This is a genomic window from Rubellimicrobium arenae, assembly GCF_017916275.1.
Taxonomy (GTDB): domain Bacteria; phylum Pseudomonadota; class Alphaproteobacteria; order Rhodobacterales; family Rhodobacteraceae; genus Rubellimicrobium; species Rubellimicrobium arenae.
Genome location: NZ_JAFMST010000001.1, coordinates 1 through 23,463, shown reverse-complemented (window position 1 = coordinate 23,463; position 23,463 = coordinate 1). Strand labels below are relative to the sequence as shown.

Annotated in this window: 19 protein-coding genes; 5 read left to right on the top strand and 14 right to left on the bottom strand. The window is 66.7% G+C overall.

The window, feature by feature from the left end:
- Positions 1-152 precede the first annotated feature (152 nt).
- The gene (locus J3P31_RS21170; RefSeq protein ID WP_210526159.1) at positions 153-2,744 is read left to right on the top strand and encodes a LuxR C-terminal-related transcriptional regulator; all 2,592 of its coding nucleotides are present in this window, start codon (positions 153-155) and stop codon (positions 2,742-2,744) included.
- Here J3P31_RS21170 and J3P31_RS00090 read toward each other — a convergent pair.
- From J3P31_RS00090 to J3P31_RS00055, 8 genes are all read right to left on the bottom strand, one after another.
- Positions 2,741-3,832, bottom strand: coding sequence for an S-methyl thiohydantoin desulfurase family protein (locus tag J3P31_RS00090; RefSeq protein WP_210526158.1), 1,092 nt, complete (start codon positions 3,830-3,832; stop codon positions 2,741-2,743). The genes J3P31_RS21170 and J3P31_RS00090 overlap by 4 nt on opposite strands.
- Complete coding sequence (locus J3P31_RS00085; RefSeq protein ID WP_210526157.1) at positions 3,829-4,920, bottom strand: S-methyl thiohydantoin desulfurase family protein; 1,092 nt, start codon at positions 4,918-4,920, stop codon at positions 3,829-3,831. The genes J3P31_RS00090 and J3P31_RS00085 overlap by 4 nt, the downstream gene beginning before the upstream one ends.
- Complete coding sequence (locus tag J3P31_RS00080; RefSeq protein ID WP_210526156.1) at positions 4,917-6,476, bottom strand: hydantoinase/oxoprolinase N-terminal domain-containing protein; 1,560 nt, start codon at positions 6,474-6,476, stop codon at positions 4,917-4,919. Before J3P31_RS00080 ends, J3P31_RS00085 begins: the two co-directional genes overlap by 4 nt.
- A gap of 42 nt (positions 6,477-6,518) precedes the next feature.
- Positions 6,519-7,592 carry an ABC transporter ATP-binding protein gene (locus tag J3P31_RS00075; protein ID WP_210526155.1) on the bottom strand — a complete coding sequence of 358 codons (1,074 nt, stop codon included), beginning with the start codon at positions 7,590-7,592 and terminating at the stop codon, positions 6,519-6,521.
- A 64-nt stretch (positions 7,593-7,656) separates the two neighbouring features.
- Positions 7,657-8,754: a type 2 periplasmic-binding domain-containing protein gene (locus J3P31_RS00070; RefSeq protein ID WP_210526154.1), complete on the bottom strand. Its 1,098-nt coding sequence runs from the start codon at positions 8,752-8,754 to the stop codon at positions 7,657-7,659.
- 29 nt (positions 8,755-8,783) lie between these two features.
- Positions 8,784-9,590 (bottom strand): ABC transporter permease, encoded by an 807-nt coding sequence (locus tag J3P31_RS00065; protein WP_210526153.1) that lies wholly within the window; start codon positions 9,588-9,590, stop codon positions 8,784-8,786.
- Positions 9,590-10,495: an ABC transporter permease gene (locus J3P31_RS00060; protein ID WP_210526152.1), complete on the bottom strand. Its 906-nt coding sequence runs from the start codon at positions 10,493-10,495 to the stop codon at positions 9,590-9,592. Before J3P31_RS00060 ends, J3P31_RS00065 begins: the two co-directional genes overlap by 1 nt.
- Before the next feature lie 3 nt (positions 10,496-10,498).
- The gene (locus J3P31_RS00055; protein ID WP_210526151.1) at positions 10,499-11,263 is read right to left on the bottom strand and encodes an aspartate/glutamate racemase family protein; all 765 of its coding nucleotides are present in this window, start codon (positions 11,261-11,263) and stop codon (positions 10,499-10,501) included.
- A gap of 296 nt (positions 11,264-11,559) precedes the next feature.
- On the opposite strand from J3P31_RS00055, the gene J3P31_RS00050 reads away from it, so the two are divergent.
- The 4 genes from J3P31_RS00050 (at position 11,560) to J3P31_RS00035 (ending at position 16,875) form a co-directional block, all read left to right on the top strand.
- Positions 11,560-12,558 (top strand): nitroreductase family protein, encoded by a 999-nt coding sequence (locus J3P31_RS00050; RefSeq protein WP_210526150.1) that lies wholly within the window; start codon positions 11,560-11,562, stop codon positions 12,556-12,558.
- 194 nt (positions 12,559-12,752) lie between these two features.
- Complete coding sequence (locus J3P31_RS00045; RefSeq protein ID WP_210526149.1) at positions 12,753-14,876, top strand: S9 family peptidase; 2,124 nt, start codon at positions 12,753-12,755, stop codon at positions 14,874-14,876.
- 244 nt (positions 14,877-15,120) lie between these two features.
- Positions 15,121-16,269 carry a zinc-dependent alcohol dehydrogenase gene (locus J3P31_RS00040; RefSeq protein WP_210526148.1) on the top strand — a complete coding sequence of 383 codons (1,149 nt, stop codon included), beginning with the start codon at positions 15,121-15,123 and terminating at the stop codon, positions 16,267-16,269.
- An 18-nt stretch (positions 16,270-16,287) separates the two neighbouring features.
- A complete protein-coding gene (locus J3P31_RS00035) occupies positions 16,288-16,875 on the top strand; it encodes a hypothetical protein (RefSeq protein WP_210526147.1) in 588 nt (195 codons plus the stop codon).
- 69 nt (positions 16,876-16,944) lie between these two features.
- Here the strand turns inward: J3P31_RS00035 and J3P31_RS00030 are convergent, their stop codons facing one another.
- The 6 genes from J3P31_RS00030 to J3P31_RS00005 form a co-directional block, all read right to left on the bottom strand.
- Positions 16,945-17,991 carry a dipeptide ABC transporter ATP-binding protein gene (locus tag J3P31_RS00030; RefSeq protein WP_210526146.1) on the bottom strand — a complete coding sequence of 349 codons (1,047 nt, stop codon included), beginning with the start codon at positions 17,989-17,991 and terminating at the stop codon, positions 16,945-16,947.
- On the bottom strand, positions 17,988-18,836 hold the full coding sequence (locus tag J3P31_RS00025; RefSeq protein ID WP_210526145.1) for an ABC transporter ATP-binding protein: 849 nt from the start codon (positions 18,834-18,836) through the stop codon (positions 17,988-17,990). The genes J3P31_RS00030 and J3P31_RS00025 overlap by 4 nt, the downstream gene beginning before the upstream one ends.
- Positions 18,837-18,839: 3 nt before the next feature.
- A complete protein-coding gene (locus J3P31_RS00020; RefSeq protein WP_438270258.1) occupies positions 18,840-19,694 on the bottom strand; it encodes an ABC transporter permease subunit in 855 nt (284 codons plus the stop codon).
- Positions 19,695-19,769: 75 nt separating this feature from the next.
- Positions 19,770-20,777 (bottom strand): ABC transporter permease subunit, encoded by a 1,008-nt coding sequence (locus J3P31_RS00015; RefSeq protein ID WP_210526143.1) that lies wholly within the window; start codon positions 20,775-20,777, stop codon positions 19,770-19,772.
- A 60-nt stretch (positions 20,778-20,837) separates the two neighbouring features.
- Positions 20,838-22,433, bottom strand: coding sequence for an ABC transporter substrate-binding protein (locus tag J3P31_RS00010; protein WP_210526142.1), 1,596 nt, complete (start codon positions 22,431-22,433; stop codon positions 20,838-20,840).
- Between the two features lie 715 nt (positions 22,434-23,148).
- The coding region (locus J3P31_RS00005; RefSeq protein ID WP_210526141.1) for an SDR family NAD(P)-dependent oxidoreductase at positions 23,149-23,463 on the bottom strand (315 nt) is incomplete at its 5' end.

The window sequence follows — 23,463 nt, the reverse complement described above, 5'->3', positions numbered from 1 at the left end:
CAGGACCGCCCGGCGCAAGTCCAAAGCCCTGCCCGGTTGGGTCCCAAGGCGCGCTTCCAAGTCGGCGCGCCCCCGGCCGGTCAGAGCTCCCTTGCATGGACATGACAATGGTTGTTCGATCGGCACCGGCCCTGCCGGGAGACCAGAACCAAGTGCGCCTTTCCGCCGCTTTGACCAAGCCGCCGCGCAGCATGCTCCAGAAGGTGGGACGCCCTGTCCTCACGACCCAGCTGATCCAGGGCCTTGAGCGGCAGTTCGTCCTGATCCGCGCGCCCGCCGGATACGCCAAGACCGAAACCATGACGGCGGCCTACCGGGTGCTGCTTGAGCGTGGCGCGCGCTGCATCTGGCTCAGCCTCGCCCCTGGCCTGACAACAACCGATACGGTGCGCTTCCTGGCCTTTTCCCTGGGCCTTGGCGAGACGACCGACCCCGATGTCGTGATCGAAGCGATTGCAGCGGCGCAGGACGGCCCCGTGCACCTTTTCCTGGACTCGGCCGAGCACCTGTCGTCGCAGCCGCAGGTCCTGGGCTGGCTCTTGGACGATCCTCCCGACTTGCTCCGGCTGGCGATCGCCGGGCGGTCCCTGCCGCAGATGCGGCTGTCCCGGCTCCGTAGCCGGGGGCTCGTGACCGAGTTCAACCTGCGCGATCTCGCCTTCGGGCGCGGCGAGGTCCAGCAACTGCTCGGGCAACGGCTCGCCCCGGCCGAGTTGGAGAAGATCGGGGACACCCTTGCCGGCTGGCCAGTTCTGGTCAGCCTCAGCGCCATGGTGCTGGAGGGTGGGGCCGCGCCGGCGGATCGCGCCGAGGTCGTCCATGGCACCCATCCGGTCCTGCGGGAGTTCGTGATGGAGGAGGTCGTACCGTCCCTGAACCAGGTGGAACTGGCAGTCCTGAAGGGATGCCAGGACATCCAGAGCTTCACGCTCGACATCGCGGCGGACCTTGCAGGGCTGCCCCACGAACATGGGACCCTGCGGCAGATGGAGGCGCTGCCTCCCCTGATCCTCGCCGAAGGGCAGCATGCGGGCTGGTTCCGGCTGCACCCCGTGATCGCCCAAGCCTTGCCCCTCCTCGGCAGCGAGTCGGCCGCCGCACGACGGACGCGGCATATCCGGGCCGCGGCGCTGTTCGCGGAACGACGCCTGCTCGAGAAGTCGGTGCTCCATGCGTCGCTTGCTGGCGACTATGACCTCGCGGTTCGGACCATCGAGCAGGCCGGCGGGGTGAACCTGTTCCTGCGCGCGGGCTACACCACGCTGCAGGGGATCGTGAAGGCCGTCCCGCATGATGTCGTGCTGGCGACACCCTCGCTTCGGCTTTGTCGCGGCGTGATGCTGGCCAAGAGCGGTCAGGTGCGCGAGGCGCGCAGCGTGATCGACACTCTGATCTCGGACACCGAGAGCGGCGCGATCCCCTCCAGCGCATCCTGGGCCGCGGCGCTGGAACACATCTCCAGCCTGAACGACATCTATGAGGACCGGGCGCTCGATGACGCCGGGATTGCCCGGCTCGAACAGGCCGCCGGTCAGGAGAGGCAGGAGAACACCTGGCGGCTTGGCTGGTTGTTCAACCACCTGGCCATCGCCCACACGCGGCGCGGCGACCTCGAGGCGGCGCAGGTGGCGGCACTGAAGGCGCTGGCCTGCTACCAGGAGGAGCGCTCCTCGTATCCGCAGGTGTTCATGCTGATCCACCTGGGGTTTGTGAACCTCCGGGCCAACCGGCTCGATCCGGCGCTGACCTACTGCCGGCAGGCGGAAAGCATGATCCGCAGCCACCATTGGAACGATCCGAACCTCCTGGCCATCGCCCAGGTGCCTCTGGCGGTAATCCGCTATCTGCAAGGCGACACGGCACAGGCCGGGCAGATGCTCGAACGCGCCATGCCGGCGATGGCACGGGGCGAAGGCTGGGTCGATTTCTTCGTGCAGGGTTACGCCACCCTGGCCCGTGCCCGACTGGCGACCGCGGGGTGGAGCCCGGCGCAGGAGGTCCTTCAGGATGGGCTCGCCGTGGCCGACAGCCGGGGCCTGACACGCTTGCGCCTGTCGCTCAGCATCCTGAGGGTCGAGCTTCTGACCCGTACCGGGCAGCTGGAGGCGGCGGAGACGATCACACGCCAGCTCCCCGACCCTGCGGAGTGGACCGCATGGCCCACCCCCCGGGAACAGCGGGAGGCGATGCTCGCCCTGGGCCGCCTCCTGCTGCGCAACGGCGACGTCGCGCGGGCGGCAGACATCCTCGACAGCCTTGCTGAGGAGTGCCGGTCGTCCCGGCGCGAGGGTCTGCTCCTGCGCGTCGATCTGCTCCGCTGCGAAGTCCACTGGCTGAGGGCCGAGGTCGACGCCGCGCTCGGGGCACTCGAGGAGGCGGCGCAACTCTCGATCCCTGGGCAACAGAGCCGCCAGTTTCAGGACGAGGGGGCACCGCTTGCCGACGCCGTACGTGCCCTGGTGCGCCGCACCGGGCTGAGCCGCCTGAGCCGCACCGCAGCTGACTACCTGGCCCGCACGGCCGGCCCCTCGACGCGCAACAACCGGCAGGACGGCATCCTCAGCCATCGCGAGCGGGAGATCCTGGCCCTTCTGGCCGAAGGGCTCACGAACAAGGGGATGGCGCGTCGGCTCGGCATCTCCGAGCCGACGGTGAAGTTCCACCTGAAGAACCTTTACGCCAAGCTCGGCGTGAGCCGTCGCGCTCTGGCCCTCCGCGTCGCGAAGGCCAGCGGGCTCCTCTAGGCCGCAGTGATGCCGAGCGGCTGATAGGCCGCCATGAGGCCGAAGGCCTTGGGTCCGAACACTGCCAGGGCTTCGGGGGTGCGCATGATCGGCGGCACCCGGATCCCGATGATGTCCACCCGCTGGCCGTAGCGGAGGCGTTCGGTGGGGATGGGCTCGGCGGTGTCCACATCGAGAAGGCAGATCAGGTCCGGCACCACCGCGAGGACATGGCCGCCCTGCTCCACCACCAGATTTTCGTTCTGGATGCGGATGACATAAGGCAGGCCTTCCTCGAAGGGCGCGATGCTCACCACGCCGACCGACCAGCCGTTCTCGACCTTGCGAGCGATGTCGGTGATCTTGCCCGACCCGATCCGGCGGGCGAAGCCGTAATGCGTGGTGCCGAGGAACTCGATGAGAGCCTCGGTCGGCTCCCGCTTGGCCGACCGGGCCTCGCGCACGACGCGCCCGATGTCCTGCGCCAGCGACATGGTGGCGGGCACGGAGACCCGCTTGGCCGTTCGGCCGTCCATCGGATAATTCACGAGGTTGGCCTGCCCTCCCATCCGGATGCAGATGCCGCGGGCCATGAACTCGGCCTTGGCCGCGCTGTCGGTTTCCACAAGGGCCAGGTTGCCCTTCTCGTCGGCCATGGCCACGGGCGAAGCCGACACGCCGTAGACGTTGAAGGTTTCCATCTCCAGCTGGGGAAAGGCGCGGCCCATCCCGTCCGCATCGACGAGCGGCAGGCCCGTCTGCGCGGCCAGCACGATCGGCAGGCAGGAGTTCAATCCGCCAGCCTCGAAGGGCATGATGGCCGTCACGGTCTTTCCGGTCATGGCTTCGTAATGCCGCATCGCCATCAGCATCTCTTCGCCCGATGGCACCTTCTCGAGCACGATGGTCGGCGCGCCCATCGCGCCGCAGGTGATGACATGGGCGTCGTCGGGCAGTTCCTCGAGCGACAGGAGGGTCACCGGCCCATGCGCCTCCACGGCGCCGCGGGCCAGGAGCTTGCCGATGTAGGGATCTCCTCCCCCACCGGTTCCGAGCACGGCCGCCCCGAAGGCGATGTCCTCGAGGTCCGGAGCGGTGATCGTCCTCATGTCGAAAGCTCCTCGATCCGGGTGTAGGGTTCGGACAGGCCGAAGCAGGATGGACCGAAGACTGCCAGGGCCTCGGGCGTCCGCATCAGCGCCGGCACGGAAACCGCGACCACCGTCACCCGCTGGCCGTAACGCAGGCCCTCCGTGGTGATCGGCTCGGCCGTTTCGCTGTCCATGATGCAGATGAGGTCCGGCACGATGGCCGCAACCCGTCCGTCGATGCGCGCGATCAGGTTCTCGTTCTGGATCTCGATCTCCATCGCGCCGGTCCAGGGCGCGAAGCCGTCGATCCGGGCGCGGCCCATGGAGAAGCCGTTCCGCGTCTCGCGCTGCATGTCGGCCACCTTGCCCGCGTAGATGATCCGCCCATAGCTGTAGAGCGTCTCCGGCAGGAACCCCAGGAGCGCGTCGAACGGGTTTCGGTGTTCGGCCTTGGCCATCCGCAGCACCCGCCCCACCTGGATCGCCAGCGACAGGGTCCGGGGGACGGCGGTCCGCTTCACCTCTGCGCCGCTCATCGCGTACTCGGCGATGTAGGCCGCTCCGCCCATCCGGATCGCGACCCCGCGCGAGAGCCATTCCATCGTCCCGTTGTCCCGCGCCTCGATCAGCGCGCAGTCGCCCCATTCATTGGACACCGCCATGGGCGAGCCGGAAATCCCGTACACCCCAAAGGTTTCCATCTCGAGTTGCGGAAAGGCCCGGCCCATGCCGTCCGCGTCCACGATGGGCAGCCCGAGACGCGCCCCCACAAGGAGCGGGATCGTCGAGTTGATGCCGCCGATCTCGATCGGCATGGTGTGGGTGGCGGACCGGCCGAAGCGCTTTTCGAGCCGCCGAAGCGACAGGATCGCTTCCTCGCCCGAAGGGATCTTCTCGACCAGCACGGTGGGCGCGCCCATCATCGCGGTCGGGATGACGAAGGCGTCGTCGGCCAGGTCGTCGGGATCGACGAGTTCGGCCGTCAGCCCCTCGTTCAGGCAAAGCTGCACCATCTGCCGCCCGATGTAGGGGTCGCCCCCACCTCCGGTTCCCAGGAAGGCGGCGCCCACGGCCAGATCGGCGAGGTTCTGGCTGTCGAGCTTCATTCCGCGGCCTCCTTCTGCATCATGCGGAGGTCGCCCACGGCCTTGACCCGGATCCGGGTGGCAGACCCTGGAAGATAGGCAAGCGGGACCTCCTCGATGTCCATGATCTGGACCGAGCCCGGATGCGCTCCGGCGGCGATGGCGGCGGCCGATGCCTCGGCCTTGGCCTCGCCCAGCACCTGATCGCGCGAGCGGCCTTCCATCGCGTAGATCCGGTCCACCTCGCCCCCGACCTGCGCGATCGCGGCCCCGATGGCGTTGGCCACGCCGGCGTTCTCGGGCCGGATGACCCGGGAGGCGGACGGCAGGTCGCGCGAGATCAGGATCGAGCCGCCGCCGACCAGGATCACCGGCAACGCGTCCGCCGAGGTCTTCATCCGGTCCACGGCCTCGTCGACCTTGCGGTGCATCTCCTTGATGGCAGCCTCGATCGTCGAGGCCGGAACCTGCGCCACGCGGGAACGATCGCCGATGTCCTCGAGCCCGGCAGCCACGACGATGTCCGTCGTGGTCAAGGTATCCCCGCCGAACACGAGAGCCTTGCTCGTGATCTCGTAGCCCACGGAGTCCGGCCCGATCCGCGCGCCGTCGTCCCGCACGATCGAGCCGCCGCCCAGGCCGATGGCCAGAACGTCGGGCATCCGGAAGTTCGTCCGGACCCCACCGATGTCCACCGCGACGGCGCTCTCGCGCGGGAAACCCTGCATCAGCATCCCCACATCCGAGGTCGTGCCGCCGATGTCGACGACCATGGCATCCCCGATGCCCGCAAGCCGCGCCGCCCCGCGCATCGAGTTCGTGGGCCCGGAGGCGAAGGTCAGGACCGGGTAGCGCTCCACATGCTCCGGCGTCATCAGCGTGCCGTCATTCTGGCTGATGAAGAAGGGAGCGGTAATCCCCTTCTGCCGAAGGGCGCTGCGGAAGCTGTCCACGACCTTCCGCGACAGGTCCGCGAGACAGGCGTTCATGATCGCCGCGTTCTCGCGTTCCAGGAATCCCACCCGGCCGATCTCGTGGCTCAGCGACAGGGAGATGCCGGGGACCTCGTTGCGGAGGATCTCGGCGGCGCGCAACTCCATCACGGCGGTCACGGGCGAGAAGACCGACGTGACCGAGGCGCTGCGGAGCCCCCGCGCCCTGACCTCGCGGGCGACCTCGACCAAGCCCTTCTCGTCGAGCGGGGCGATCTCGCGGCCATCGAACTCGTGGCCGCCGCGCAGCATGAAGCTGTGCCGTCCCAGCGTATCGGCGAGGTCCGACGGCCAGTCCGTCATCGGGAGCACGCCCTTGGTCGCCGGCAGGCCGATCCGGATGGCGGCGACCTGAAGCAGCCGCCGGCGCTCCACGACCGCGTTCGTGAAATGCGTCGTGCCGATCATGACCGCCTGAATGGCCGAAGCCGGCACGCCAGTCTGGGCCATCACGGTGGTCAGGGCCGAGGCGATGCCGGAGGAGACATCCTCGGTTGTGGGCGACTTGCAGCCACCCACCACCTGGTCGCCGTCGAGTATGACGGCATCCGTGTTGGTGCCGCCCACGTCAATGCCGATGCGCATTGGCAGGTCCTTTCGATGATGAGTCGTATCGTGGGAGGGGGGTCAGTCCGCCGGGAGCAGTCGCGCGCGGCCGGGATCCCAGCCCACGGTGACGGTTTCGCCGGGCCGCCAGCGGGCAAGGTGCGCCTGGTTCTGCCGCTCGGCCACAAGCTCCTGGCTGCCCAGCCTCAGCCGGTAGCGGACCATGGCGCCTTGGTAGCTTTCGCCGATCACCGTGGCGGGCAACTGGGTCAGGTTCCTGTCCGCAGCTTCGGGTCCCATCAGGACGTTCTCCGGCCGGATCACCAGCTTGGCGGCGGATCCTCGTGGCAGGGCATGGCTCAACTCGGCGGACAGCGCCCGCCCCTCGACCATCGCTGCGGCGCGAGGCCCCTCGGCCCCGGCATAGGTCGCATCCAGGACGTTGGACTGGCCGATGAAGGTCGTCACGAAGAGGCTGGCCGGCTCCTCGTAGATCTCGCGGGGGGTGCCGCTCTGCTCGATACGACCGGCCCGCATGACGCCGATCCGGTCGGACATGGTCAGCGCCTCGTCCTGGTCGTGCGTGACGTAGATCGTCGTGATCCCAAGGGTTTGCTGGAGGTCCTTGATCCAGAACTTCATCTCCTCGCGCAGAGCCTTGTCGAGGGCCGACAAGGGCTCGTCGAGGAGCAGGATGCGAGGCTTGGTGACCAGCACCCGCGCCAGGGCCACCCGCTGCTGCTGGCCGCCCGAGAGGTTCCTCTGGTAGCGGTCGCCGAATCCCGACAAACCGACCTGAGCGAGCGCGCCTTCGACCGCGGTGTCGATCTCGGCCCTGGGCACCTTCCGCAGCCTGAGGCCGAAGGCGATGTTCTCGGCTACGCTCATGTGCGGGAAGATGGCGTAGTTCTGGAAGACGATGCCGATGTCGCGCCGCTCGGGCGGGAGCCGCGTCACGTCGCCCCCGCCGATGAGGATGCGCCCCGAAGTCGGCGTGACGAAGCCTGCGATCATCCGAAGCGTCGTCGACTTGCCGCAGCCTGACGGCCCCAAGAGGGAGTAGAACTCGCCCTCGGCGATGGAGAGCGACACGTTATCGACGGCACGGGTCTCGCCGTAGCTGTGGGTCAGCTGATCGAGCCGGATGTCCGACATGGGGGCGATCCTTCTCTGGAGGGAGGTGGGCCGCGCCGCCCCGCGGGCGCGCGGCCGGTAGGCGTCAGGAGGCGAAGATCTCGTTCACCGTCTCGACGATGTCGATCTCCTCATCGAGGTAGGCCTGCCAGTCCGGGATGTGCAGCCCGTCCGTCGCATCCGCCGAGTTCACCACGCCCAGGGCGGCCATCTTCTCGGGAATGACCGCGTCTCGGTTCGACGGACGCATCCAGAACTCGTTGGCGAAGGCCGTCTGGTACTCGGCCTCCAGCGTGCGGTTCAGCAGCGCGAAGGCCAGCCTCTTCGACATGGGGTCGGCGTATTTGCTGATGGTCTTGGTCTGGGTCAGGATGCCCTTGTATTCATCCCAGTAGTAAAGATCGACCGGCACGCCCTTTTCCTTCTGGAGAAGCGCCTCGGCGTCGGACTGAACCGCGATGGCGACCTCTCCGCGTTCGACCAGCGTGGCCATGTTGCCGGTGAAGTCCGAGATCTTCATGGGCATGGCCGCCCGCATCGCCTCGTAGCCGGCGTCGAAGTCGGTCTCGCTTTCGCCGAAGGTCGCGCAGGAGCCCAGGAAGAAGTCCATCTGGAGCGTGTTCGAGGTGATGTAGGTGCCCCGGCGGCCTGCATATTCCTCCTTCCAGAAGTCCTTGAACGAGGTGGGCGCGGGACCGGCATCCGTCCGGTAGACATAGCAGTAGCGCGAGAAGGCCCAGGTGACGCCGGTCCCGCCCAGAGATGCGAAGTCCCAGAGCTTGGCGACATTGGGCACGTTGGCCCTGATCTCCTCCACGTCGACGAAATAGTCTCCGGCCGCCGCTGTCTTGTACATCTCGGGCAGGTTCCAGTTGGCGATCGCGATCGGCGGGTCTTCGGGACCGTTGGCGACGAACTTCGGAAACCAGGGGAAGGTGCTGTCGTACTGGATCCGGCAGTTGAAGTCCTTCTGGAACTTGTCGAGCAGGAGCCGGTTCTGCGTTTCCTGCCAGTAGCCGCCCCATTCGGCGACGTTCAGCGTGGCGCCGCCCGCGTCGAAGACGCCCCCATCGTAGGTAACGTCCTGCGACCAGGCATGGTTGATGTTGAACAGGCTGACACCTGCGGCGGCGGCCCCGGTCTTCAGCAGACCCCGGCGGCTGATGCCCTTCGATCCGATCATCCTAGCTCTCCTTGTTGGAACTGTCCGGTCTAGCGCCGGCGCAGCAGTTTCTTGAGGTTCACGAGTCGCGAGGTGACGAGCGTCGAGATCGTCACGAGGCAGATGGCGAAGATCCCGGCCGCCGCCGCAGTGGGTTCGAACGCGTAGCGCAGCGACGTGTACATGGCGATCGGCAGCGGCTGCATGTCGGGCGTGGCCAGGAACAGCGTCAGCTCGAACTGGCCGAAGCTCACGATGAAGGCGAAGATGGTCCCCGCCGAGATGCCGGGCTGGATGATCGGCAGCGTGACCTTGGTGAAGGCCTGGAGGGGGGTCGCGCCGAGGCTCCGGGCCGCATCCTCGACCGAAAGGTCGAAGTCCACCAGCGACGCCGTCACGGTTGCGATGACGAAGGGCATGGTGACAAGCACATGGCCGATCAGGAGGCCGGGAAAGCTCCCGGCGAGCCCGAGCTTGGTCCAGGCGAAGAAGACATATAGCGCGAGCCCCAGAACCACGCCCGGCAGCACCACGGGCAGGATGAAGAGCCCGCGAAGCACTTCGCGCGCCCGGCTGCGGGACCGGGTGAGGAAGATCGCCGCCATGGTGCCGAGGATCGTGGAGATGATCGTCGTCACCGTCGCAAGTCCGAAGGAGAACAGGAAGGCGGGGAGGAAGATGGGGGACGTGAAGAAGCCGGCCACCCATTTCAGGGACAGGCCCTGCGGGGGGAATGTGAGATATTCCCCGGAGTTCAGGCCGGACAGAACGACGATCAGCACAGGGGTCAGCAGGATGACCAGGGCCACTCCGGAGACGAGCCGGAACGTCAGCGGGATCGGGGAGGTGTCGCCCATCACATCCGTCCTCCTGCCTGACGCCGAAGCGCCAGGATGTACACGGCCATCGCGAGCAGGGACGTGCCGAAGAGCACCACGCCGATCGCGGCGCCGAACTGCCAGCGCCCGACCTCGGCGATCTGCTGGTAGATGTGGATCGGCAGCGTGACGACCTTCCAGCCGCCCATGAGCGCCGGCACGACATAGGACGAGATCGCCAGCGCGAAGACCAGGAGCGTGCCGGCGTATACCCCGGGCAACGACAGCGGCCAGGTCACTGTCCGCATCGCGTGCCAGCGGGTGGACCCGAGCGAGCGTGCCGCCTCCTCGAGCGATGGATTGATCGACTTGATCGCCCCGACGAGGGACAGGATCATGAACGGAAGCGTCACCTGCACGAGGCCTACGATCACGCCGAAGCTGTTGTACATCAACGGCAACGGCGCCGAGATGAGGCCCACCTTCATCAGGGCCGTGTTGATCAGCCCGTTGTCGCCCATCAGCACCATCATCCCGTAAAGCCGGATCACCATGTCGAGCTGCATCGAGGCGAGCACGAGGATGGTCAGCAGGAGAGCGGCGCCGGGCCGGAGGGTGCGGGCGATGACGAAGGCCAGCGGGTATCCGATGATGAGGCAAAGCACCGAGACGGTCGCTCCAAGCCAGACCGACCGCCAGACCGCTTCGTAGTACAGCGAACGCGTGAAGATCCGGGCGAAGTTGTCGAGCGTGAGATTGCCCTGGAAGGTGATGACCCCTTGGGCCCCCTTGTCGAAGCTGATCGCGAACAGCGACGCGATGGGGATCAGGAAGAACAGGACGAAGAACAGGATGGCCGGGGTCACCAGCCACCAGAGCGTGGGGCGGAGCCGCCGCCCCCCTGTTCTCCGGCCATGCACTTCGGAAAGAGCCAGTTCGGCCATGCGTCACTCGGCCGCTTGGGCGTGGAGATCGGGCATGTCGTAGCCGGGCATCGCCTTGACCGGGGGCAGAGGGAAGGTCAGCGCCGAATGGGACAGGTTCGAACGAACGAGCGCGGCCGCGATGTTGACCGCCGTCGGGATGGGATCGATGACGGGGATGTCGATGCCCCGGGCCAGAAGCCCTTCGCGAACCGACTGGGCGCAGCCCATAAGTCCGGTGCAGCCGAACACGATCGCCTCGGCTCCGTCGAGTTCCACGGCCTTCTCCGCCTCGTCGACAAGGGCGCGCTTGGTGGCGTCCAGATCGGCCTCCAGGTCGAGAACGGGGATGTCGACCGATCGGCAGGAGGCCATCCGGCCTGACAACCCGGCCACGGCCGCCTGGTTCTCGAAGGAGGGACGAAGCCGACGCATCACCGTCACGATCGAGAAGCGGTGGCCCAGCATGGCAGCGATGTGCATTCCGGTCTGGCAGGGCCCGAGCACCGGGATCGTCACGGCCTCGCGCGCCGCCCGCAGGCCGGGATCGCCCATGCAGTCGATGACGACCGCGTCGATCCCCTGCCGCTCGGCTTCGACGATCTTCGCGACCGTGTCGGGTACCGACATGGCTGCCTCGTATTCACTCTCGATCGATCCTGGCCCCTTGCCGATCTGGCTGGCAGAGACGATGACGCCAGGCGTTTCGAGCGACTTGACCGCTGCCTCCGTACGGAAGCCCTTGGTGGTGATCGGGGAGATGACACGGACATGGACTGGACGAGACATGGTCTGGTTCCCTTGGATGTCGTTGCCTGCACCGAGGCTGTCACTGCATCGCCCTTCGCAGAACCCGGATCAGGGGATAGGTGGAACACTGATAAGGAGGAGCTTTGGACAGCCTTCGGCTGGGAAACCCATCCGAATGGATAGGGCCACGGCCGCAAGATCTTGATGCGGAGGAATTAATTTTTCGCTGCACTTGCACTCCGCGCGGGAGTAAGCCGGACCGGCGCTGCAGCGCCCGTCTTGCGGGACAACCGGGGGCGCAGCAGCATGAGCCCAATCCACATGCAGAGCTGCCCATGGCTTCCTCAGATCTTGACCCGCGCCCCGGCCTCGTCCGCCGGCTCCGCCTTGCCTCCCATCTGCTTGCCGATGCCAGCTATGACGCCCTGCGCTACTGGCGACATTCCTTCACGGCCGGAGCCCGCGTGCAGGAAAACCTCCGCGCCCGGATCGCCATCGGGCTTCACTTCCTCGAATACGGGATGTCGTTGCGGGATGCGCAGCCAGGCCACGCGCTGGATCGCGCCATGCGCCTGGCGGCGGATCTCGACACCTACACGCGTCGCTTTGGTCCGGACGCCACCGTGCAGATCGCGCTCGATGCGCTCGAGGCTTATCTCGGGTTCAACGCTGCGTCCGGGCATGATCTGCCAGCGCTGCGTGCACGCGTGGATGCCCTGGTCGGTGGGGCCGACGAAGGCCTGCGCGGCGGTGTCGAGATGGTCACCGCCTCCGAGATCCGGGAGAAAGGCCGGATCGATTTCCTGTCCTTTGCCGAAGCACGTCACTCGATCCGTCAGTACTCCCCCGAACCGGTGCCCCGCGAGGCCATCGAACGCGCGGTCCGCGTGGCGCAGCAGTCCCCTTCGTCCTGCAACCGCCAGACCTGCCGCGCCTGGATCTGGACCGAGCGCGAGGCCGTGCAGAAGGTCCTTGCCCTCCAGAACGGAAACCGCGGCTTCGGAGACCAGCTCGGCGGGGTCGCGGTGGTGACCTCGGACATCGCGCATTGGGAGACCGCGGCAGAGCGCTATCAGGGATGGGTCGACGGCGGCATGTTCGCGATGAGTCTGGCCTACGGCCTTCACGCCGAAGGGCTGGGCGCGGTCATGCTGAACTGGTCGGTGTCACAGGCGCGGGATCGGGCCTTGCGACGGCTGACCGGGATCGGGGACAGTTCCCTCATCATCACCATGATCGGGTTCGGGTGCCTGCCCGACGAACTCCGGGTGCCGGTGTCGCAGAGGAAGCCGCTGGGCTATGCGCTTGCCTTGAACCAGCCGCTCGCCGGCTGAAGCGTTCAGGACGGATCGGGCGGCGGGCCAGCTCGACCACCCGGACACGGCAGCGGGAGGGGTGATCGGCGGCCACCTCCCCGCCACCATTATCGCGCTGCGCCTCCGGCTTGCGGCCGAGCCACGATCCCTTGATGCTGGGACGTGACCCGTCGCAATACCGGGGTGGGTCCTGCGAGGAGATGCACCCGACGATGACCCGAGCCAGCCGCTTCCTCCAGGTTGCCCTTCATTCAAGCGAGTCGGTCGCTCCGCCCGTGGCCCAGGTCCGACCCACGACCGACACCCATCACGGAATTACCCGGACCGACGAGTATGCATGGCTTCGTGCCGAGAACTGGCGGGACGTCTTCCGCGATCCCGCGCTCCTGGACCCGAGCATCCGTGCCCACCTGGCCGCCGAGAATGCCTATCAGGATGCCTTGATGGCCGACACCGTCGAGCTTCAGGCCAAGCTCGTTGCCGAGATGCGAGGGCGGATCAAGGAGGACGACTCCTCCGTGCCCCTCCGCGATGGTCCCTTCGCTTACGGCGTCTCCTATGTGACGGGCGGGCAGTATCCCCGCTACATCCGGGTGCCTTCGACGGGGGGCGATCCACAGATCCTTCTCGACGGTGACCACGAGGGCGCCGGCAAGGCCTACTTCCAGATCGGCGGCGTGGCTCATTCCCGCGATCACGCCTGGTTCCTGTGGGGATCGGACGACAAGGGGTCGGAGTTCTACACGCTGCGCGTGCGCGACACTGCCACGGGCGAGGACCTGCCCGACCTCGTCGAGAGCACGGGTGGTGGTGGCGTCTTCGATCGTGAGCAGCGTGGCATCTTCTACACGCGCCTCGACGACAACCACCGCCCGTATCAGGTGCTGTATCACCGGCTCGGCACGCCTACGACCCAGGACCGCCTGGTGTATGAGGAGCAGGATTCGGGTTTCTTCCTGTCGCTTGGATCCACCCGGGACGACCGCTGGATCGTGCTGCAGATGGGTGACCACGAGACGACCGAGATCCGCCTGCTCCCGAGCGATCGGCCCGATGCGGAACCCCAGTTGGTCGAGCCCCGCACCCCGAGGTTGCAGTATGAGATCGAGGAAGGCGGCGAGGAGATCTTCATCCTGACGAACGCCGACGGCGCGGAGGACTTCAAGGTCATGACGGCGCCGGCTTCGAACCCCGGCAAGGCTCACTGGACCGAGCTTGTCCCCCATGTGCCTGGCCGCCTCATCCTGGGGATCACGTCGTTCCGCGATTTCCTCGTCCGCATCGAACGGGAGAACGGGCTGCCCCGCCTCGTCGTGCGCGAGCGCGCGACGGGCCAGGAGCATGGGATCGCTTTCGATGAGGAGGCCTATAGCCTGGGGCTGGGTGGCACCTACGAATACGACACCGACCTGATGCGGTTCACCTACTCCTCGATGACCACGCCCTCGAGCGAGTTCGAGTACAATATGCGGACCCGGGAGAGAGTGCTCCTCAAGACGCAGGAGGTGCCCTCGGGGCACGATCCGGCCAATTATGTGACCCGTCGCCTCATGGCTCCGTCGCACGACGGCGAGAGCGTGCCCGTCTCGCTCCTTCACCGTCGGGATACGCCGCTGGACGGCAGCGCACCCTGCCTTCTGTATGGTTACGGCGCCTATGGCCATGCCGTTCCGGCCGGATTCCGGACGGACATCCTGAGCCTGGTGGACCGTGGCTTCGTGTTTGCCATCGCGCATGTGCGCGGCGGCAAGGAGAAGGGCTACGCCTGGTACGAGGCGGGCAAACGCGAGCGCAAGCCGAACACATTCCATGACTTCATCGCGGCCGGCCGACATCTGGTCAGGGAGGGCTATACCCGCCATGACCGGGTCGTCGCGCAAGGCGGCTCGGCAGGCGGGATGCTCATGGGCGCCGTCGGCAACATGGCTCCCGGGGACTTTGCCGCGATCGTGGCGCAGGTGCCCTTCGTCGACGTCCTGACCACGATGCTCGACGACACCCTGCCGCTGACGCCGCCCGAGTGGCCGGAATGGGGCAATCCCATCCTGTCGGAGAAGGACTACCGCACCATCGCCGCCTACTCGCCCTACGACAATGTCGGCGCCAAGCCTTATCCCGCCATCCTGGCCCTGGCGGGTCTCACTGATCCGAGGGTGACCTACTGGGAGCCGGCCAAATGGGTGCAGCGCCTGCGTGCAAGAAGCATCAGCGATGAGCCGATCCTTCTGAAGGTCAACATGGCGGCCGGCCATGGCGGCGCGTCGGGGCGGTTCTCCCGACTGGAGGAAGTGGCCCTCGTGCAGGCCTTCGCGCTGAAGGTGGTAGGGCTGGCCTAAGGCCGGAGCCCGGCGCGGCGTCCGGGACCCACGACACCGTCGCCATCAAGGACGGCTACGGCCATGCGCCCTGTCCGAGGGGATACATGGCCCATGACGACGGCGACCAGCGGAGGGCTGTTCGATCGGCCGGGGAAAAGCGCGGGGTGGATGCCGCCGTGCTGGCCCTGCCTGGCCCCCGGAGCGTGCTGGAACCATCGCTGATCCCGATTGTTCCGTTCGGCCAAAGCCGGAGGAGTCCATCATGCTAGCCGCCGACTACAGAGGGCCGCGCCGTGTCCGGGCCGACCACAAGCCCATGCCGACGATCCAGCACCCCCGGGACGCCATCGTGCGCGTCACACGATCCTGCATCTGCGGCTCGGACCTGCATCTCTACAACGGTCTCGTCCCCGATACCCGCGTGGGCATGACCTTTGGCCACGAGTTCACCGGGATCGTGGAGGAGGTCGGCGCCGAGGTCGGCAACCTGAATCCGGGCGACCACGTCATCGTGCCCTTCAACATCGCCTGCGGGCAATGTCACTTCTGCAAGCAGGGCCTTTATGGCAACTGCCACGAATCCAACGCGCAGGCGACGGCGGTCGGTGGCATCTTCGGCTATTCGCACACCGCCGGCGGCTATGACGGCGGGCAGGCGCAATACGTCCGGGTCCCCTATGCCGACTTCGGACCCACCCTCATTCCGGATGGCATGGACATCGAGGATGCCGTCCTGCTGACGGACGTCGTGCCCACCGGCTACCAGGCGGCCGAGATGGCCGGCATCCAGCGCGGCGACACGGTCGTGGTCTTCGGAGCCGGTCCGGTCGGGATCATGGCCGCCCGCTGCGCGTGGCTGTTCGGAGCGGGCCGGGTGATCGTGATCGACTACCTGCACTACCGGCTCGAGTTCGCGCGGGCCTATGCGCCGGCCGAGGTCTACGACTTCCGCGAGATCGACGACATGGCGGTCTTCATCAAGAAGCAGACCGACTCGCTTGGCGCTGACGTCTGCATCGACGCGGTCGGGGCGGACGCGTCCGGCAACATCCTGCATACGCTGTTCGGGAAGAAGATCCCGATCGAGGCCGGGTCCGCCCTGCCCCTCCATTGGGCGATCAACTCGGTCAAGAAGGGCGGCATCGTGTCGGTGGTCGGCGTCTACGGGCCGACGGGCAACATGATCCCCATCGGCAACGTCGTGAACAAGGGCATCACGATCCGGGCCAACCAAGCCTCGGTCAAGCGGCTCCTGCCCCGCCTGATCGAACATGTCCAGGCGGGCCGCATCAATCCCAAGGCCCTCATCACCCACCGAGTGCCGCTCGAGGACGTGTCCGACGCCTACCACATGTTCTCGTCCAAGCTCGACGGCTGCATCAAGCCGGTGCTGCTGCCCAACGGCGTCTGATATCCCAGGAGGAGAGCCATGACCTCGACCTATCTCACGCGGCCACAGGCCATCGATCCCGCCACCGTGACCGGCTGGGGCGTGGACGCCGATCCCCGCAACGATCCCACCTATCCCATCCGTGAGCGATCGGGCGATCCGGGTCCGGGCAAGGTGTGGGACCGTCCGACGCAGCAGCACCCCCAGGTCGAGGTGCTCCGCTCCATCGAGCATAACCGTCTTCCCGCGGTGGTCGGCACGTCGACGCCGCCCAGTGGCCTTAGCGGCATGATGCGCCGGGCCGCCTTCCATTACAGCGAGTCCGACTGGACCCATTGGCTGATGCTGCTGGGTGCCGACCGGGTGAACATGGTGGAGGGGATCGTGACGGACCTTGCCCGAGGCAAGGTTCCCAACATTCCGGCCGAGATGGGCGTTCGGGCGGCATGGAAGCACGACCGGACGGCTCTTGTCACGAAGGCAGCCGTGACCGTCGCGGTCTCCGCTCTGGCCATCGCGCTGCTGCGGCAGCGGCAACACCGTCAGCGTCCGCACGATGTTCGGCCTGTGCACGGACGTGCCGGCGGCGGTCGCGAGCGGAGGGCGCTCGCCGGCTCCACCACCTGAGCAGGTTCGGGCAGAGCCGACGCGCAAGGGGCCCGGCTGGCCCGGCAAAGCCGGGCTGACGGGGCCTCCTCACCGGCTGGCGACCTGCTCCTGCATCGCACGCCGGCGGCTCGCCTTCCGCTCCACCCGGGCCCGGATGGCGTCAAGATTGGTCACCGGGGTCGCTGCAAACAGCGTGCGTGTGTAGGCGTGCTGGGGATCGGCGAACACCGCATCCCGCGACCCGCGTTCGACCACCTCGCCCCGCAGCATGACCATCACATCGTCGGCGATGTGGCGCACCACCGAAAGGTCGTGGCTGATGAAGACGTAGGTCAGGCCGAACTCCTTCTGCAGGTCGGCCAGCAGATTGAGCACCTGCGCCTGCACCGACAGGTCCAGGGCCGAGACCGGCTCATCAAGCACGAGGATCGCCGGGTTGACCATCAGCGCACGGGCGATTGCGATACGTTGCCGCTGCCCGCCCGAGAACATGTGGGGATAACGGTCGAAGTGTTCGGGAAGGAGGCCGACCTTCTCGAGCATTCCGCGCGCGCGGTCGCGACGCTCGGCGGCGGGGAGGTCGGTATTGAGCTCCAGTGGTTCCATCAGCACGTTGCCGATCTTCTGGCGCGGGTTCAACGAGCCATGCGGGTTCTGGAACACGATCTGCACCCGGGACCGCAAGTCCCGCGGCGGTCGCCCGCCCGAGATCTGCACCGGACGCCCCTCGATCAGGAGCGTGCCGGTGGTCGGCGGATCGATCAGCGTGATGATGCGCGCCAGCGTGGACTTGCCGCAGCCACTCTCTCCGACGATGGCCAGCGTCTTGCCGCGCGCGACCGAGAAATCAACCCCGCGGACGGCGTGGACCGTCTTGCGGCCTCCGAAGAAGCCCCCGCTCACGTGGTAGTCTCGGGTGATCCCCCGTCCTTCGAGCACGATGTCTCCGCCGGGACCGGGACCATTTCGAACCGGTGCCCCCTCGACCGGCCGACGCCCGGCCTGATCGGGGCGGGCCTGGGACGGTTCCGCATGAGCGGGCTCGACACCCTGCTGCGACTCGACCCCAGGGCCGATGCCGTCGGCGGCGGTCGTGGCGCGCTGTCCCGGAGTGTCGTCGTCGCGCCCGTTCATGACGCACCTCCCGCGCTCTGGTCCATGTAGTCCCTCACGGTGGACAGGCGGCGGCCCGTGGCATTCTCAGGCAAGGCCGACAGCAGCGCCCTCGTATACGGGTTCTGCGGCGCCTCGAACAGGTTCAGCACGGAAGCTTCCTCCATCTTGCGGCCCTGATATTGCACCACCACGCGGTCGGCGGTCTCGGCCACGACGCCCATGTCATGGGTGATCAGGATGAGCGCCATCCCATGCTCCTCCTGCAGGGAAAGCAGAAGGTCCAGGATCTGCTTCTGGATCGTCACATCGAGCGCCGTCGTCGGCTCGTCGGCGATGAGGAGCGTCGGGTTGCAGGCGATCGCCATGGCGATCATCACGCGCTGGCATTGCCCGCCGGACAACTGATGCGGATAGCTACGGAGCTTGTCCGCAGGTTCGGGCAGCCCCACGGCTGTCAGGAGTTCGACGGCGCGCGTCCTCGCTGACCGGCCCGTCATGCCGAGATGCAACCGCAGCACCTCCTCGATCTGGAAACCGACGGTGTAACAGGGATTCAGGCTGGCCATCGGCTCCTGGAAGATCATTGTGATCTCGCGGCCGATGATGGCGCGGCGCTCGGAATCGCTGAGGGTCTTCAGGTCACGCCCGGCAAAGCTCATCACGTCGGCGGTGACGGTGGCGGTGTCGGGCAACAGCCCCATGACGGCCAGCATGGCCACCGACTTGCCCGACCCGCTCTCGCCGACGATGGCCAGCACCTCCCCCCGGTCCACCGAAAGGTCGATGCCCTTGACGGCATGGAAGGCCCCGGTTGACGTCTCGAAGCTGACGGACAGGTTCCGGATCTCAAGGATGGGCGCCATGCGTCAGCTCCGCTTCAGCTTGGGGTCGAGCGCGTCGCGAAGGCCGTCGCCCATGAGATTGATCGCCAGAACCGTGATGAGGATGGCGAGGCCCGGGAAGGTCACCACCCACCAGGCGCGCAGGATGAACTCGCGCGCCTCGGCCAGCATCGTGCCCCATTCGGGCGTAGGGGGCTGCGCCCCCATCCCGAGGAATCCGAGGGCAGCCGCGTCCAGGATGGCGTTCGAGAAGGAGAGCGTGCCCTGCACGATCAGCGGCGCGAGGCAGTTGGGGAGGATGGTGCGGAACATCAGGCGCAGCCGCCCTGCCCCGGCGACCTGCGCCGCCACGACATACTCGCGGTTCTTCTCGGCCATCACGGCGGCGCGTGTCAGCCGGGCGAAGTGGGGCTGCAGGACCAGGGCGATCGCGATCATCGCGTTCAGAAGGCCAGGTCCAAGGATCGCCACCAGCACCAGCGCGAGGAGAAGCGAGGGGAAGGCCAGGATCACGTCCATGACCCGCATGATCACGGCATCGACCCAGCCCCCGAAGAACCCCGCCACCAGCCCGATCACGATCCCTCCCACCAGGGCGATGGAAACTACGACCGCCCCGATAAACAGGGAATACCGTGAGCCGTAGATCAGGCGCGAAAGGATGTCGCGACCGATGGCGTCGGTGCCGAGGAGGAATCGCGAGCTGCCTCCGTCCTGCCACGCGGGCGGCGCCAGGAATGCGTCGCGGAACTGCGCCGACGGGCTGTAGGGTGCCAGGAGCGGAGCCGCCAGGGCGATGAGCACCAGGGCCACCGTGACCCAGAGCCCGATGACGGCTCCCCGGTTCTGGCGGAAGTAGAACCAAAGCTCGGCCATCATCTGCCGACGGGTGCCGGCGGGCGGCTTCGACTCGAGGTCAGGGGTGGCGGTCATGTCCGCTCCTCCTTCGGGTGGTCAGACATGGCGGATGCGGGGGTTGATCAGGCCATACAGCAGGTCGACGATCAGGTTTACCGCCATGACGATGGCCGCGATCATCAGCAGCCCGCCCTGTACGGCGGGGTAATCGCGACGAAAGATCGAGTCGACCATCCATTTCCCGATGCCCGGCCAGGAAAAGATCGTCTCGGTCAGGATTGCGCCTGCCATCAGCACGCCGATCTGAAGGCCGATGGTCGTGATCACCGGGATCATCGCGTTCCTCAACGCATGCACCCCGACGACCCGTCGCCAGGGCAGGCCCTTGGCGCGAGCGGTGCGGACATAATCTTCGCCCAGCACCTCGAGCATGGCGGACCGGGTCTGACGCGCGATCACGGCCAACGGGATCGTGGCCAGCACGATGGTCGGCAGGATCAGGTGCGCCAGCGCCGAGGCAAAGGCTCCATCCTGCCCCGACAGAAGGCTGTCGATCAGCATGAAACCTGTCACTTCCGGGAAGAAGTAGAGAAGCGAGATCCGGCCCGAGACCGGCGTCCACCCCAGGACTCCCGAGAACAGGATGATGAGAAGCAGGCCCCACCAGAAGATCGGCATGGAGTAGCCAACCAGCGCGGTGCCCATGCTGACCTGGTCGAACCAGGACCCACGCTTGACAGCCGCCAGCACCCCCGCCGGGATCCCCAGCAGCGTGGCGAGCACGATGGCGCAGATCGCAAGCTCCACGGTGGCGGGAAAGAGGGTGAGGAACTCGTGCAGCACCGGCGCCTTGGTGACCAGCGAGTTCCCGAGGTCGCCCTGGAGCAACCGGCCCAGGAAATCCAGGTACTGCCTCCAGATCGGCTGGTCGTAGCCCAACTGCTGCAGCAGCTGCTCATACCGTTCGGGAGAGATGCCCCGCTCCCCTGCCATCAGCAGGACGGGATCGCCCGGCAGCACGCGAACGAAGCCGAAGGCGACAATGGTCACGCCGATGAAGGTCGGCACGAGGTAGAGCAGCTTGCCGAGGATGAAACGGATCATGGGTTCGAAACTCATTGGACGCGGCAAAGGTCCGCCGCGTCCAGCTACAGGAGCCTTAGCTCATTCGGCAATGTCCACGCCGTCGAATTGGTGCGTGCCGAGCGGGCTCATGATGTAACCCTGCACCTTGTTCGACATCGGCATGAAGACGGTCGAGTGGGCGATGGTCGCCCAGGGCGCGTCCTGCTTGAAGATGACCTGGGCCTGCCGGTAGAGTTCGGCGCGCTGCTCCTGGTCGGCCGTGGTCTTGGCCTGGTTGATGAGGTCCGAGAACTCCTCGTTGCACCATTGCGCGCGGTTGGCCTCGCCGACGCCGGCACAGCTCAGAAGGACGCCCATGAAGTTGTCCGGATCGCCGTTGTCGCCGGTCCACCCCAGGATGACCGCGCCGTCCCGGTCCGTCGCGGAAGAGCGGTCGAGATATTCGCCCCATTCGTAGGAGACGATCTCGACGTTGACGCCGATCTTGGCGAAATCCTCCTGGATCAGCTCGGCCGTGCGGCGGGCGTTCGGCATGTAGGGCCGCTGCACCGGCATGGCCCAGACCTTCATCGAAAGGCCGGAGACGCCGGCCTCCTCCAGCATCTGGCGCGCTGCCTCGGGATCGTAGGCGTCGTCCTGGATTTCCTCGTTGTAGCCCCACATGGTCGGCGGGATCGGGTTCTTGGCCACCTCGCCCGTGCCCTGGAACACGGCGTCGATGATCGCCTGCTTGTTCATGGCCATATTCAGGGCGCGGCGCACCTGCGGGTTGTCGAACGGCGGCATCTGGGTGTTGTACGCCAGATAGGCGACGTTCAGGCCCGGCTGCTCCATGAGCGTCAGGTTGCCGTCGCCACGGATCGCCTCGATGTCGGCCGGGGCAGGATAGGGCATGATATGGCATTCGCCGGCCTGGAGCTTCTGCAGCCGGACTGCCGGGTCGGTCGTGATGGCGAAGACCAGGTCGTCGATCGGCTGCTGACCGTTCCAGTAGTCGGGGTTGGAGTGGTAGCGGATGACGGCATCCTGCTGGTAGGCCACCAACTGGAACGGACCAGTGCCGACCGGCTGCTGGTTGAGGTCCGACATCCGCCCTTCGGCCTCGAGCTTGTCCGCGTATTCCTTGGACATGATCGAGGCGAAGTCCATCGCCAGGTTCGCCAGAAACGGCGCCTCGGGCCGGGTGAGATTGAACCGGACTGTCAGGTCATCGACCTTCTCGATGCTCTGGATCAGCGAGCCCATGTCCATCGAGTTGAAGTACTCGTAGCTGATCCCGGCGGTGTACTGGTTCCAGGGGCTCGAGGTGTCGCCCTGCCGCTCGAACGAGAAGATCACGTCGTCGGCGTTCAGTTCGCGGGTCGGGGTGAACCACTCCGTCGTGTGGAACTTCACCCCGGGGCGGAGGTGGAACGTGTACTGGAGGCCGTCTTCGCTGACCTCCCAGCTCTCGGCGAGGCCGGGGTTGATGTTCGTGGTGCCCTTTTCGAACTCCACGAGGCGGTTGTAGATGGGGCGGGAGGACGCGTCGAACGTGGTGCCCGCCGTATAGGGCGCGGGGTCGAACCCTTCGGGCGACCCTTCCGAGCAGTAGACCAGTGTCTTGGCTTCCGCTCCGGCGCCCACAAGGCAGGCCGCCGCAGCGGCCATCAGCAACCTCGAATATCCTGTCATGTCGAACTTCCTTTGAGCCGGATAACGAACTGCAGCCATAGAAGGCCCTGCTTTGGCCAATAGCAATCGCTCTTTGGAGACGCTGCCGCTGAGACAAGGCTTGAGACCAGCAATGTCCAGCGCAGGTGGCCCGGCCCGTTTCGTTGGCCAAGGCAAACTGGACCGGGCAGCAGCGGTGGCGCTGTTGCCATTTCCGGATCTCAGAACCAGGCCGGCCTGTGCGGCGTTATATCATCAAGTCCACATCCAAAAAAGGAATCCGCAATGATCAAGGGTATCATCAAAGGCCTGGTCGCAGGATGGGTCGTGAAGAAGGTGAGCAACCACTACCGCCGCCGTCAGGCCCGCATCAGGTAAGCCGCCACGGCATCACAAGACGACTGCTCCTTCCGGCGGCGCGCCGCCGACCCGCAATCTGAGCAAAGGCATGGCAGGCAGAGGCCGTTGGGTCTCTGCCTGTGGCCGAAATCCTTGCCGGACAGCCGAAAGAGGATCGTACCTCGACCCTTCGGGCCTCTGCGTCTCCGCAACCTTACGGAGCCGTTCCGACCGGTTCGCCCTGACATCCGCAACCGGACCGTGCACTCGGGATAGTTCGATGGATCGGAGGCCCTCTTCAATCGCCGGGCGGGTCACAACCGGTGGATCCCTGCCGGAGGTTTGCCCCCGGAGCCGGAACGCCAACCCCACTCCTTCGCCACGAACTTGAGCGATCCTAGATCGTGCGGAGCATGCCGCCGTCGTAGTGATAGGTGGAGCCCACGGCGTAGGCGGCGCGGGGCGAGCACAGGAAGACCATGAAGTCGGCGAGCTCCTCGACGGTGCCGAAGCGCTTGATGGGGGCGTGCTCGTCGGCCACGCCCTGGAGGTAGCCCTCCCAGTCGCCGCCCGTGGGGGCGGACAGCTGCCGGGCGGTCTTGACCCAGTCGGGGGTGAGGATCAGGCCGGGGCTCACGGTGTTGACGCGGATGTTGAGGGGGATGAACTCCGTCGACATGGTCTTCGACAGCATCAGGAGCGCGGCCTTGGT

Bases quoted from the DNA above. Each gene is read 5' to 3' on its own strand.
- J3P31_RS00060 (WP_210526152.1), bottom strand. From the start codon at position 10,495: ATGGCCGAACTGGCTCTTTCCGAAGTGCATGGCCGGAGAACAGGGGGG.
- J3P31_RS00080 (WP_210526156.1), bottom strand. From the start codon at position 6,476: ATGCGCATCGGCATTGACGTGGGCGGCACCAACACGGATGCCGTCATA.
- J3P31_RS00065 (WP_210526153.1), bottom strand. From the start codon at position 9,590: ATGGGCGACACCTCCCCGATCCCGCTGACGTTCCGGCTCGTCTCCGGA.
- J3P31_RS00090 (WP_210526158.1), bottom strand. From the start codon at position 3,832: ATGAGGACGATCACCGCTCCGGACCTCGAGGACATCGCCTTCGGGGCG.
- J3P31_RS00030 (WP_210526146.1), bottom strand. From the start codon at position 17,991: ATGAACGGGCGCGACGACGACACTCCGGGACAGCGCGCCACGACCGCC.
- J3P31_RS00035 (WP_210526147.1), top strand. From the start codon at position 16,288: ATGACCTCGACCTATCTCACGCGGCCACAGGCCATCGATCCCGCCACC.
- J3P31_RS00075 (WP_210526155.1), bottom strand. From the start codon at position 7,592: ATGTCGGACATCCGGCTCGATCAGCTGACCCACAGCTACGGCGAGACC.
- J3P31_RS00020 (WP_438270258.1), bottom strand. From the start codon at position 19,694: ATGATGGCCGAGCTTTGGTTCTACTTCCGCCAGAACCGGGGAGCCGTC.
- J3P31_RS00010 (WP_210526142.1), bottom strand. From the start codon at position 22,433: ATGACAGGATATTCGAGGTTGCTGATGGCCGCTGCGGCGGCCTGCCTT.
- J3P31_RS00025 (WP_210526145.1), bottom strand. From the start codon at position 18,836: ATGGCGCCCATCCTTGAGATCCGGAACCTGTCCGTCAGCTTCGAGACG.
- J3P31_RS00045 (WP_210526149.1), top strand. From the start codon at position 12,753: ATGACCCGAGCCAGCCGCTTCCTCCAGGTTGCCCTTCATTCAAGCGAG.
- J3P31_RS00050 (WP_210526150.1), top strand. From the start codon at position 11,560: ATGGCTTCCTCAGATCTTGACCCGCGCCCCGGCCTCGTCCGCCGGCTC.
- J3P31_RS00055 (WP_210526151.1), bottom strand. From the start codon at position 11,263: ATGTCTCGTCCAGTCCATGTCCGTGTCATCTCCCCGATCACCACCAAG.
- J3P31_RS00085 (WP_210526157.1), bottom strand. From the start codon at position 4,920: ATGAAGCTCGACAGCCAGAACCTCGCCGATCTGGCCGTGGGCGCCGCC.
- J3P31_RS00015 (WP_210526143.1), bottom strand. From the start codon at position 20,777: ATGATCCGTTTCATCCTCGGCAAGCTGCTCTACCTCGTGCCGACCTTC.
- J3P31_RS00040 (WP_210526148.1), top strand. From the start codon at position 15,121: ATGCTAGCCGCCGACTACAGAGGGCCGCGCCGTGTCCGGGCCGACCAC.
- J3P31_RS00070 (WP_210526154.1), bottom strand. From the start codon at position 8,754: ATGATCGGATCGAAGGGCATCAGCCGCCGGGGTCTGCTGAAGACCGGG.